At 72.7% G+C, this 11,386-nt stretch carries 9 protein-coding genes; 1 reads left to right on the top strand and 8 read right to left on the bottom strand.

The features are described 5' to 3' along the window. From BCF33_RS02095 to BCF33_RS02065, 7 genes are all read right to left on the bottom strand, one after another. Positions 1 to 1,410, bottom strand: coding sequence for a UDP-N-acetylmuramoyl-tripeptide--D-alanyl-D-alanine ligase (locus BCF33_RS02095; protein ID WP_106159281.1), 1,410 nt, complete (start codon positions 1,408 to 1,410; stop codon positions 1 to 3). Next, positions 1,403 to 2,863, bottom strand: coding sequence for a UDP-N-acetylmuramoyl-L-alanyl-D-glutamate--2,6-diaminopimelate ligase (locus tag BCF33_RS02090; protein ID WP_106159280.1), 1,461 nt, complete (start codon positions 2,861 to 2,863; stop codon positions 1,403 to 1,405). The genes BCF33_RS02095 and BCF33_RS02090 overlap by 8 nt, the downstream gene beginning before the upstream one ends. Before the next feature lie 63 nt (positions 2,864 to 2,926). Then, on the bottom strand, positions 2,927 to 4,708 hold the full coding sequence (locus BCF33_RS02085) for a peptidoglycan D,D-transpeptidase FtsI family protein (RefSeq protein ID WP_245883687.1): 1,782 nt from the start codon (positions 4,706 to 4,708) through the stop codon (positions 2,927 to 2,929). Further along, positions 4,708 to 5,058 (bottom strand): cell division protein FtsL, encoded by a 351-nt coding sequence (gene ftsL, locus BCF33_RS02080; protein WP_106159279.1) that lies wholly within the window; start codon positions 5,056 to 5,058, stop codon positions 4,708 to 4,710. The genes BCF33_RS02085 and ftsL overlap by 1 nt, the downstream gene beginning before the upstream one ends. Next, the gene (rsmH, locus tag BCF33_RS02075; RefSeq protein ID WP_106159278.1) at positions 5,055 to 6,044 is read right to left on the bottom strand and encodes a 16S rRNA (cytosine(1402)-N(4))-methyltransferase RsmH; all 990 of its coding nucleotides are present in this window, start codon (positions 6,042 to 6,044) and stop codon (positions 5,055 to 5,057) included. The genes ftsL and rsmH overlap by 4 nt, the downstream gene beginning before the upstream one ends. After that, a complete protein-coding gene (locus BCF33_RS02070; RefSeq protein ID WP_106159277.1) occupies positions 6,045 to 6,560 on the bottom strand; it encodes a division/cell wall cluster transcriptional repressor MraZ in 516 nt (171 codons plus the stop codon). Between the two features lie 597 nt (positions 6,561 to 7,157). Further along, complete coding sequence (locus BCF33_RS02065; protein ID WP_106159276.1) at positions 7,158 to 8,255, bottom strand: Mrp/NBP35 family ATP-binding protein; 1,098 nt, start codon at positions 8,253 to 8,255, stop codon at positions 7,158 to 7,160. 255 nt (positions 8,256 to 8,510) lie between these two features. Here BCF33_RS02065 and BCF33_RS13980 point away from each other — a divergent pair, with 255 nt between their 5' ends. Beyond that, positions 8,511 to 8,729 carry a DUF1127 domain-containing protein gene (locus tag BCF33_RS13980; protein ID WP_158259331.1) on the top strand — a complete coding sequence of 73 codons (219 nt, stop codon included), beginning with the start codon at positions 8,511 to 8,513 and terminating at the stop codon, positions 8,727 to 8,729. Between the two features lie 222 nt (positions 8,730 to 8,951). Here BCF33_RS13980 and BCF33_RS02055 read toward each other — a convergent pair whose 3' ends face one another. Next, positions 8,952 to 11,366: an ATP-dependent helicase gene (locus BCF33_RS02055; RefSeq protein ID WP_106159274.1), complete on the bottom strand. Its 2,415-nt coding sequence runs from the start codon at positions 11,364 to 11,366 to the stop codon at positions 8,952 to 8,954. Positions 11,367 to 11,386 lie beyond the last annotated feature (20 nt).

Genomic DNA, 11,386 nt, shown 5'->3' with positions numbered 1-11,386 from the left:
CTAGCTTCCCTCCGGGCGGTCCGCCCGTCCCGACGCCCGGATCGCCGCCACCACGCGGGACACCTTGGACGCCTTGCTTCCCTTCACGAGCACCACGTCGCCGGCCCGCAGCATACTGCCCACCGCCGCGGCCGCGGCCGCGGCATCCGGATGCCAGCCGGCGCGGCAGTTCGCCGGCAGCGCGTCGTGGAGGTGGCGCATCAGCGGGCCGACGGCATGGACCCGGTCGATCGCCGCCATGTGCGGGTCGTCCGCGACGGCCGCATGGATAGTGGCCTCGTCCTCGCCCAGCTCCAGCATGTCGCCCAGGACGGCGATCCGCCGCCCCTCGGGACCGGGGTGGGTCGAGGCCAGCACCTCCAGCGCCGCCCCCAGCGAGGCGGGGTTGGAGTTGAACGCGTCGTCCAGCAGCGTGACCTCGCCTCCGCCGGGCAGGCGCGCCGTCTCGCGCACCCCGCGCCCGTCCGCCGGACGCCAACGGCCGAGGTCGCGCGCCGCGCGCTCCACGTCGAGGCCGAGGGTTTCCGCGACGGCCAGCACCCCCAGGGCGTTCGACGCGAAGTGCCGGCCGGCCGCGTCCAGCGTCACCTCGAGCGCGCCCGCCGGCGTTGCGGCGTGGAAGCGGGTACGCCCGTCCTTCGGCGTCACGTCGCCGAGCCGCCAGTCGCCCCGCGTCCCGAAAGTGCGGATCTGTGCGCCCTTCGCTTCCGCTGCGGCGCGGAGGATCGGGAAGGTCGGCGCGTCGGCCGGAAGCACGGCATGCGCCTCGCCCGTCAGGCCGCTGACGATGCTCGCCTTCTCCTCGGCGATGCCCTCGATGCGGCCGAACGCCTCCAGATGCGCGGGCGCGATGGCCGTGATCAGCGCGACGTGCGGCCGCGCGAGGTCCGAAAGGGGCGCGATCTCGCCGGGGGCGTTCATCCCGATCTCGGCGACGACGATCTCGGCGTCCTTCGGGATCAGCGCGAGGGTGATCGGAACGCCCCAGTGGTTGTTGTAGCTCGCCTGCGCGGCATGGGTGCGCCGCTGAGCCCCGAAAGCAGTTCGCATCATCTCCTTCGTGGAGGTCTTGCCGACGCTGCCCGTCACCGCGACGACCCGGGCCCTCGTGCGCGCCCGCCCCGCCCGCCCGAGGGCGGCCAGCCCCGCGAGGACGTCCGGCACGACCACGAGGGGCGCGTCCGCAGGCACCCCCTCCGGCACGCGGGAGACGAGGGCGCCCGCCGCCCCCTCGGCCAGGGCGTCCGCGACGAAATCGTGCCCGTCGCGCGCCGCCGTCAGCGCCACGAAGAGGTCGCCGGGCCGCAAGGTGCGGGTGTCGATGTCGATGCCCGCGGCGTCGAACGGCGCCTTGAGGGCGCCGCCCGTCGCCTCGGCGATCTCCGCCCCGGTCCACAGCGGCTCAGCCACGGGCGGCCTCCTCCAGGGCGGCGACGGCGATGGACGCCTGCTCGACGTCGTCGAAGGGGTGGACGGTCCCGGCCACCTCCTGCCCCGCCTCGTGGCCCTTGCCCGCGACCAGCAGGACGTCGCCCGGCCCCAGCATCGCGGTGCCGCGCAGGATCGCCTCGGCCCGGTCGCCGACCTCCAGCGCGCCGGGCGCGCCTTCCAGGACGGCGGCGCGAATGGCCGCGGGGTCCTCGGACCGGGGGTTGTCGTCCGTCACGATCACCGCGTCGGCATGCTCGGCCGCGGCACGGCCCATCAGGGGTCGCTTGGCGCGGTCGCGGTCGCCGCCCGCGCCGACGACGGCGATCAGGCGGCCCATGGCGTGGGGGCGCAGGGCCCGCAGCGCCGTCGCCACGGCATCTGGCGTATGGGCGTAGTCCACGAAGATCGCCCCGCCCCGCGCCCGCACGGCGGCGAGCTGCATCCGCCCCCGAACCGTGCCCAGCCTCGGCAGCGCCTCGATCGCCTCGCCCGCCTCCATCCCGCAGGCGTGGGCCAGGGCGGCGGCCATCAGGGCGTTCGCCGCCTGGAAGTCCCCGACGAGGCCCAGCCTGACCTGGTGCACCCCGCCGCGCCAGTCGAAGCGGACGCTCTGCCCGTCCTCCTCGAAGCGCGTCGCCAGGAGGCGGACGTCCGCCCCTTCGGTCGCACCCAGGGTCAGGACGTCCTGCCCCCGCTCGCGGGCGATGGCGGCGACCTCGAGGCCCTTCGGGTCGTCGATGTTCACGCAGGCGATGCCGTCCTCGGGCAGCACCCGCTCGAAGAGGTGCATCTTGGCGGCGAAGTAGGCCTCGAACGTGCCATGGTAGTCGAGATGGTCCCGGGAGAAGTTCGTGAACCCCGCCGCCCGCAGCCGCAGCCCGTCGAGGCGTCGCTGGTCCAGCCCGTGGGAGGACGCCTCCAGCGCGCAATGGGTCACGCCCGCCGCCGCCGCCTCGGATAGAAGGCGGTGCAGCGTGATCGGCTCGGGCGTGGTGTGGGCGGTGGGGGCGGTCCAGGCCCCCTCGACCCCCGTGGTCCCGAGGTTGATCCCCGCGATCCCCCGCCCCTCCCAGATCTGGCGCACGAAGGCAGTGACCGATGACTTGCCGTTGGTGCCCGTCACGGCCGCGATCACCTCGGGCTGCGCGCCGAACCAGAGGGCGGCGGCACGCGCCAGCGCCTCGCGCGGGTCCTCGGCCACGACGACCGGCACCCCTTCAAGAAGCATCCCGGCCCCCTCGCGGTCGGTGAGGATGGCGGCGGCGCCCCGTTCGGCGGCCATGGCGGCGAAGCGCGCGCCGTGCGCGGCCGACCCCGGCAGGGCGGCGAAAAGCTCGCCGGGGCCCACCTTCCTGCTGTCGACCGAAAGCCCGGTCACGGCGACGTCCGAAGGGGCCGTCAGCCCCAGCGAGGAGAGGGTGCGCGTCTTCATCCGGCCCCCGCTATCGCAGCCCCGCCCGGCCCGCTACATCCTAAAGCGCCGGACGCCGCGCCGTCACTCATGCGCGGCGCGCGTGAACTCGTGGGGATCCTGGCGCTCCATGTCGGGTGCCATGCCGAGCAGCGGCGCGACCCGGCTGACGATCTCGGCCGCGACGGGAACGGCGGTCCAGCCGGCGGTGCGGCGCACCTCGCGGCCCGAGGTCTCCTCCGGTTCGTCGAGGGTGACGACGATCACCCATTCGGGGTCGTGCATCGGGAAGGCGCCGGCGAAGGTCGCGATGACCCGGTCGTCGTAGTAGCCCCCCGTCGGGCGGGGTTTGTCGGCGGTGCCTGTCTTGCCGCCGAGGAAGTATCCCGGGATCTCGGCCATGCTTGCGGTGCCGCGCGTCACGATCTGCCGCAGCATGTCGCGGGTCTGGCCGCTCGTCTCCTCGGAGATCACGCGCGCGCCGGTGGGGCCGCCCTCGCCCTGCACCAGCGTCGGCTCGACGAGGAGGCCGCCGTTCACCATCGCGGCGTACCCGGCCGCGACATGGACGGGCGAGACCGACAGACCATGCCCGTAGGAGATGGTGATCGACGCCGTCTCGCCCCAGCGGGGCGGCAGGAGGGGCACCGACCGGCGCGCCTCCTGCAGCTGGACCGGCGTCACGTCGAGCATGCCGAGCGTGTCGAGGAAGGCGCGCTGCCGGGTCGGGCCGATCATCAGCGCCAACTCGCCCGTGCCGATGTTGGACGACTTCACCATCACGTCCGTGAGCGACAGCTCGTCGCCGTAGTTGCGGAAGTCGCGGACCGCGAAGCCGCCCGTCCGCAGGGGCCCTTTGGTGTCGATCATGGTCCACGGCTCGACCAGCCCAAGCTCGAGCGCCTGGGCGGCCGGGAAGATCTTGAACACCGATCCCAGCTCGTAGACGCCCTGCACCGCGCGGTTGAAGAGCGGGCTCTCGTCCGGCGAGCCCTCGAGGAGCGGGACCGGCCGGTCGTTCGGGTCGAAATCCGGCAGCGACACGATCGAGACGATTTCCCCCGTCTCCGCGTGCATCAGCACCGCCGAGGCGCCGAGCGCGTCGTAGATGCCGACGGCGCCGGCCAAGACCTCCTCGATGGCGGCCTGGATTGGCGTGTCCAGCGTCAGCCGCAGGGCGGCGCCCTCGTTGGCGGGGTCGGACAGCCATTCGTCGTAGGCCGCCTCGATCCCGGCGATGCCGACGATCTCGGCCGCGTCGACGGCCTGGTCGCCGAAGCGCACCCCGCCCATCACGTGCGCGGCGAGGTTGCCGCCGGGATAGAGGCGCCGCTCGCGCCGCCCGAGCTGGAGCCCCGGATCGCCGATGTCGTGCACTGCCTGCTGCTGCTCGGGCGAGAGCGAGCCGCGCAGCCACATGAACCGCGCGCCCGAGGTGAAGCGCGCGTGAAGGCGGTCCGCGTCCATATCGGGGAACACCGCCGCCAGCCCGTCCGCGGCGCGGCGCGGGTCCACGAGGTCGCGCACCTGCACGTAGAGCGCCGCGGTGGCCAGGTTCGTCGCCAGAACCCGCCCCTCGCGGTCGGTGATGTCGGCGCGGGTGGCGACGAAGGGCGCGGCGCTGCCGGCGCGCAGCGGCTCGGCCGGGGGGGTGGCGGCGATCACGGCCATCTTCATTCCGACCGCGCCGTAGGCCCCGACGAAGAACAGCCCGAGCAGGGCGAGGCGCAGCTGGGCGGTCCGGTGGGCGCGGCGCCCGGCCTCGCGGGCGCGGACGCGGCGGCTCTCGGCCTCGATCGGGGCGGTGTCCTCGCCGCGCGCGCGGGCCGGCAGGATCCGCGCGAGGGGCCGCAGGGGCGCGCGCATCAGGGCCGCTCGCCCGCGAGGAGGACGCCGCCGGTCATGTCGGCGCCGACGGGGTCGGGCAGCTCGTCGGCATAGGGCACCTCGGAGATGCGGCCGAAGGCGGAAGGGCGCATGGGCTCGAGGCGGAGCTGCTCCCATGTCATGGCGGCGAGGTCCCGCAGCCGTTCGGGACGGTTGAGGAACGCCCATTCCGCCTCGAGCATGGCGAGGCTCTCGCGGGTGCGGCCGATGTCGCGCTCGACGCGGGCGAGGTCGCGCAGCACGGCATGCGTGCGGTCGTTCTCCCGGTAGGCGAAGAACGCCATCGCCAGAAGCGTGCCGGCCACGCCCAGGATCGCCAGTCCCTTCAACGTCGTCCCTCCCCCGGCAGCCCAAGGCCCCTGCGCACGGGCGGCAGGGGCGGCGCGTCCGTCCGTCGCGCCACGCGCAGCCTCGCCGATCGGGCGCGGGGGTTCACGGCCAGTTCGCCCTCCGAGGGCGAAACGCCCTTCACCGTGACCCGAAAGCTAGGGTCCGGCCCCTCGACCGCGGGGGCGTGGCGGCTGACGGGCCCGCCCGGATCGGCACGCGCGGCCAGGAAACGCTTCACCACCCTGTCCTCGAGCGAGTGGAACGTCACCACCGCGAGCCAGCCGCCCTCCGGCAGGGCGCGCTCGGCCGCCTCGAGCCCCGCGACGAGGGCGCCGAACTCGTCGTTGACGTGGATGCGGATGGCTTGGAAGGCGCGCGTCGCGGGGTGCGAGCGTCCGGGCTTGGGGCGCGGCAACTGCGAGGCGACCACCTCCGCCAGGGCCAGGGTCGTCGCGATGGGCGCCTCGGCGCGGGCGCGAACGATGGCCCGGGCGATCCGGCGGGCCTGCCGCTCCTCGCCGTAGGCGCGCAGGACGAAGGCGATCTCGTCCTCGGCGGCCTCGTTCACGAAGTCGGATGCCGAAGGGCCGTCGCCGCCCATGCGCATGTCGAGGGGGCCGTCCTTGGCGAAGGAGAAGCCCCGCTCGGCCTGGTCGATCTGCATGGACGACACACCGAGGTCCAGCGCGACGCCGGCCAGCCCCTCCGGCGCGGCCTCCTTCGCGACCGCGTCGAGATCGGCGAAGTTGGCCAGCCGCGTCGCCAGCCGGTCGCCGTAGGACGCGCCCCACCGCATCGCCATCTCGTGAGCGAGCGGGTCGCGGTCGACGCCGATCACCCGGCCCGCCCCCGCCGCCAGCAGCGCGCGTGCGTATCCCCCCGCCCCCATCGTGCCGTCCAGCCAGGTGCCGCGCACCGGCGCGACGGCCGCGATCAAGGCGTCGATCAGGACCGGGACGTGGGGCGCGCTCTCCGTCCGGCGCACTCAGCCCTCCGGGGCGAGCTTCGCCAGCTCCGCCGACAGGAGGGAGAGAGGATCCGCCCCGCCCTCCAGCATGGCCAGGACGGCGGCGTCCTCGTCCTCGGTGGCGGCGGTCCAGGCGTCGGGGTTCCAGATCTCGAACGTGTCGTTCGTGCCCAGGAACAACGCCTCGCCCTCCAGGCCGGCCTTCTCGCGCATCTCGGCCGTCAGCACGAGGCGGCCCGTGTCGTCGACGACGTACTCCCGGCTCATGCCCGAGAAGTTGCGGCGGTAGAAGTTCTTGATCGCGTTGCCGTCGGGCAGGATGGCGATGCGCGCCTCGAACTCGGCCGCCGAGCGGGCGGAGTAGCAGGCCAGGTGCCCGCGCACGTGCTTGCCGTAGACGACGAGGAGGCGCGCGTTGTCGTCCGAGCGGGCGTCGTCGTTCGCCAGGAGGGTCTTGCGGAAGTCGGCCGGGATCGACACCCGGCCCTTCGCGTCCAGCTTGTTGCGGAAGTTGCCCCGGAACGTCGGCCTCATGACGTAACCCCAGGATGCAAGAAGGGCCTCGCCGCTGCCACCGCGAGACCCCTCCTGGACCCTTCCGGGCCTGTCACCGACAGCGCACACCACGTCTGGGGGGATGTGTCTGCTCGCATGCGCGCCGGATCTCTCTCACACTCCGAAGAACGGTTGCCTGTATGCTACCCGCCTGTTTCGTTTGTTTTTTTCAAGCCTCAGGTCGATTTTGTCCGACCCTGGTGCCCGTCCCTCGTCGTGTAGATGGGATGCCATATCGGCGGGATGGGAAGCAACGCCGAAGTTTGGGATTTCATGGGAAGCAGTGCACGCGGAAGGCGAGTGGGCCGGCGGCGTTTGTGGGCTGGCGCGGGGAATATCCAGTAAAACCGGCGGTTCAGTTACCAGATGTTGTGCCGGACGGTGCGATGGGACGGCCCGAACTTTTTCCCGAGCCGGCTACCCGCATGGGCATGATCACGCCCGATCTGTGGACAACAAGCACCGTTCTGTGGATGGATTTGGGACATGGCCCGGAGGACGCCACACTTCGTTCGCCGGATGTTCCGAAGAGGTGCCGAATCCCATGCCGGCCCATGCGGACCCGGCGAATCGACCTCAGGCCATGCCGCCGCCCACCAATCGGTCGGCGAGCGTCGCGAAGGCCTCCGCGACGGGTCCTTCGTCCGCGGCGACGGGCCGACCCTCGTCGCCGCCCACCCGCGTGGCCAAGTCGATCGGCAGCTCGCCGAGGAACGGCACGCCGATGCGCTCGGCCTCGTGGCGCACGCCGCCCGCTCCGAAAGGGTGGGTGACGTGGCCGCACCTCTCGCACGTGTGGTGGGCCATGTTCTCGATCAGCCCGAGCACGGGGGTCTTGAGGGTGGCGAACATATCGATCGCCTTGCGCGCGTCGATCAGCGCGACGTCCTGCGGCGTCGAGACGATCAGGGCCCCCGTGACCTGCGCCCGCTGGCACAGCGTGAGCTGCACGTCGCCCGTGCCGGGCGGCAGGTCGACGATCAGGACGTCGAGGCGCCCCCACTCGGTCTGGTTGAGCATCTGCTGCAGCGCCCCCATCAGCATGGGGCCGCGCCAGACCACCGCCTTGTCCGGATCGACCATCAGGCCGATGGACATGAAGCGCACCCCGTGCGCCTCGAGCGGAAGGATCGTCTTGCCGTCGGGCGAGGCGGGGCGCTTCTGCACCCCCATCATGCGGGGCTGCGACGGGCCGTAGATGTCGGCGTCGAGGAGGCCGACCCGCCTACCCTTCCGCGCGAGCGCCACCGCGAGGTTCGCCGCTACCGTGGACTTGCCCACCCCGCCCTTGCCCGAGGCGACCGCGAGGATGCGGTCCACCCCGGCGACGGGCTGCGGGCCTGCGGGGGCCGGATCGGGGTGACGGCCGATCTTCAGCCCCGGCTTCAGGTCCGGCGGCGGCGGCGCCTTGGACGGTCCGCCATGCGCCGTCAGCACCGCCGAGACGCCCGCCACGCCCGGCAGGGCGGCGACGGCCCGCTCCGCCGCGTCGCGCACGGGGGCGAGGGCCTGCGCGGCCCGGGCGTCGGGCGCCTCGATCACGAAGGAGACGCGCGTGCCCGCCTCGCCCGGCTCGACCCGGAGCGCGCGCACGAGGTCCGCCCCGGCGAGGCTGCCGCCGCCCGGTAGCGGGATCCCGGCAAGGGCGTTCTCTACGGCGGTGCGATCGGTCATGCGGGGCCCCCTCTTCCACGGGTCTAGATGGCCGTGCCCCTCGCGGGCGCAAGACCCGGCGCGGGGATGCCCGGAAAGGCGGCATGCGGATGCTGCATGGCGGCAATGCAGCCGCAGCGGATTGTCTGGGGACGGCGAGCGCGTAGATGTGGATCACCGGCGCGGGGATGGGCCCCGAGGGCCGGAGGGGCCGCAGGACGGTCCCGGACCGGTCCGCCATGGGGGCGGGCCTGCAGGACACCGAAGGACGACCCAATGGCACTGGCCAACGACATCCGCATCGCCCGCAACGCCGGTTACGGCACGGGCCTCGTCGCCACCCTTCGCGACGTCCGCGCGCGCGCGTTGGACTGGGTGCTCTATCGCCGGACGATCCGCGAGCTCGACCAGCTCACGGCGCGCGAGCTCTCCGACTTGGGCCTGTCGCGCTCGGGCGTGAAGGCCGCCGCGCGCGAGGCCGTCTACGGCCGCTGACACAGGTTTCCCGCCCGCCCCTTCCTCCCTTGGGGCGACGCGGGAGAAGACGAGCGTCCCTTCCTCCCTTGGGGCACTCTTTCACTGGCGGCGGTGCCTCCTCCCTGGCACCGCCGCTTTTTCTTGCCCTGCCGGCGAACGCCGCGGATCCGCATGCGGTCATGGGTGGCGAAGGCCCGCCCCGATGACGGGAGCGGCGAAGGACGACGCCCGCCCTCCGGCCTAGAACGGGACGTCGCCCGCACCCTCGGCGGGAAGCACGAAGCGGGCGACGATCTTCTTCGTGCCGGCCTTGTCGAACGCGACCTCCAGCTTGTCGCCCTCGATCGCGCGGACCTCGCCATAGCCGAACTTCTTGTGGAACACCCGGTCGCCGGCGGTGAAGGCGCTGTCGGCGGTCATGTCGATCGTGGTGCGCGATTCGGCCGGGGCGCGGGCGGGCCGCTCGCCCGCGCGGGCCTGCATCCGCCGCCATCCGGGCGAGGCGTAGACGTCCGCCTCCTGCGCGCGCTGCCAGATGCGGGATTCGGCCAGGGTCTGCATCTCGGGCGAGGCGCTGGCGGCCATCGAGCCGCCGGCCGCACCCATCCCGCCGTAGAGGCCGGGCGGGGTCAGCACCTCGACATGCTCCTCGGGCAGCTCGTCGATGAAGCGCGACGGCATGGAGGATTGCCACTGCCCGTAAGTCCGCCGGTTCGCCGCGAAGGAGATGGTGCAGCACTCCTCCGCGCGGGTGATGCCGACATAGGCCAGGCGCCGCTCCTCCTCGACGCCCTTGAGGCCGCCCTCGTCCATGGCGCGCTGGGACGGGAAGAGGCCGTCCTCCCAGCCGGGCAGGAACACGGCCGGGAACTCGAGGCCCTTGGCGGCGTGGAGGGTCATGAGGGTGACCTTCTCGCCGCCCTCCTCCTGCTCGTTGTCCATGATGAGGGCGACGTGCTCGAGGAAGCCCTGGAGGTTCTCGAAGTTCTCGAGCGCCTTCACCAGCTCCTTGAGGTTCTCCAGCCGGCCGGGGGCCTCGGGGGTCTTCTCGTTCTGCCAGTGGGCGATGTAGCCCGCCTCCTCCAGGATGGTCTCGGCGGTCTCGACATGGCTCGCCTCCTCGCGGACCATGAGGTGCCATCGCCCGAGCCCGTCGACCAACTCGGCCAGGGCCGCGCCGCCCTTGCCGCCGATCTGCTTCGTGCGCACCAGGAGGCGCGCGCCTTCGAGGAGCGACAGGTCGTTGGACCGGGCGGCGACCTGGATCTTCTGCTGCGCCTTCTCGCCCAGGCCGCGCTTGGGGGTGTTCACGATCCGCTCGAAGGCGAGGTCGTCGTCGGGCGAGACGGCGAGGCGGAAATAGGCCATCGCGTCCCGGATCTCGAGCCGCTCGTAGAAGCGCGGGCCGCCGATCACGCGGTAGGGCAGCCCGATGGTCAGGAACCGGTCCTCGAAGGCGCGCATCTGGTGCGAGGCGCGCACGAGGATCGCCATCTCGTCGAGGCCGAAGGGGCGCATGCCGCGGGTGCCGCGCTGCATGCTCTCGATCTCCTCGCCGGTCCAGCGGGCCTCCTCGTCGCCGTCCCAGTGGCCGATGAGGCGGACCTTGTGCCCCTCCTCCCCCGCGGTCCAGAGGGTCTTGCCCAGCCGCCCCTTGTTGGCCGCGATCACCCCGGAGGCGGCGGCGAGGATGTGGCCGGTGGAGCGGTAGTTCTGCTCGAGCCGGACGACCTTGGCGCCGGGGAAGTCCTTCTCGAAGCGCAGGATGTTCCCGACCTCGGCGCCGCGCCAGCCGTAGATGGACTGGTCGTCGTCGCCCACGCAGCAGATGTTGCCGTGCCCGCCGGCGAGAAGGCGAAGCCAGAGGTACTGGACGGCGTTGGTGTCCTGATACTCGTCCACGAGGATGTAGCGGAACCAGCGGCGGTACTGCGCGAGCACGTCCTCGTGGTTCTGGAAGATCGTCACGACGTGCAGCAGCAGGTCGCCGAAGTCGCAGGCGTTCAGGTCGCGCAGGCGCTGCTGGTACTCGGCGTAGAGGCGCGGGCCATGGCCGTTGAAGGCGTCGGCCTCGGAGGCGGGGACAGCGCCGGGGCGGATCGCGCGGTTCTTCCACGAATCGATGATCCCGGCGAGCTGCCGGGGCGGCCAGCGCTTCGTGTCGATGTTCGCCGCCTCGATCCCCTGGCGCAGCAGGCGGATCGTGTCGTCCGTGTCGAGGATGGTGAAGTTCGACTTCAGCCCCGCCAGCTCGGCGTGCCGCCGCAGGAGCTTGACGGAGATGGCGTGGAAGGTGCCGAGCCAAGGCATCCCTTCCACGAGGCCCGTCGCGCGGGCGACCCGGTCCTTCATCTCGCGCGCGGCCTTGTTGGTGAAGGTGACGGCGAGGATCTCGTTCGGGCGGGCGGTGCCGGTGCGGACGAGATGCGCGATGCGCGCGGTCAGGGCCTTCGTCTTGCCCGTGCCCGCGCCTGCCAGCATCAGGACCGCCCCCTCCAGCGTCGTGGCGGCGTCGCGCTGGGCGTCGTTCAAGTCGCTCAGATAGTCGGTCGCGCCGGGCATCGCGCCCATCGCACGCGCGGCGAGGCCGTCCCCCCGACGTGGCGCGGCAGGCGCGGCGGCGGCTTCGAAGGCGGCTTCGTCATCCATGGGCATGCCCCGTCAGGTAGCGCGCC

Source organism: Hasllibacter halocynthiae (assembly GCF_003003095.1).
In the GTDB taxonomy this organism is placed as follows: Bacteria; Pseudomonadota; Alphaproteobacteria; order Rhodobacterales; family Rhodobacteraceae; genus Hasllibacter; species Hasllibacter halocynthiae.
This window is presented reverse-complemented; position numbering and strand designations above follow the sequence as displayed.

Excerpts from the sequence above, each read along its gene's own strand:
- BCF33_RS02090 (WP_106159280.1), bottom strand. The coding sequence starts at position 2,863 with ATGAAGACGCGCACCCTCTCCTCGCTGGGGCTGACGGCCCCTTCGGAC.
- BCF33_RS02085 (WP_245883687.1), bottom strand. The coding sequence starts at position 4,708 with ATGCGCGCGCCCCTGCGGCCCCTCGCGCGGATCCTGCCGGCCCGCGCG.
- BCF33_RS02070 (WP_106159277.1), bottom strand. The coding sequence starts at position 6,560 with ATGAGGCCGACGTTCCGGGGCAACTTCCGCAACAAGCTGGACGCGAAG.
- BCF33_RS02065 (WP_106159276.1), bottom strand. The coding sequence starts at position 8,255 with ATGACCGATCGCACCGCCGTAGAGAACGCCCTTGCCGGGATCCCGCTA.
- BCF33_RS13980 (WP_158259331.1), top strand. The coding sequence starts at position 8,511 with ATGGCACTGGCCAACGACATCCGCATCGCCCGCAACGCCGGTTACGGC.
- BCF33_RS02055 (WP_106159274.1), bottom strand. The coding sequence starts at position 11,366 with ATGCCCATGGATGACGAAGCCGCCTTCGAAGCCGCCGCCGCGCCTGCC.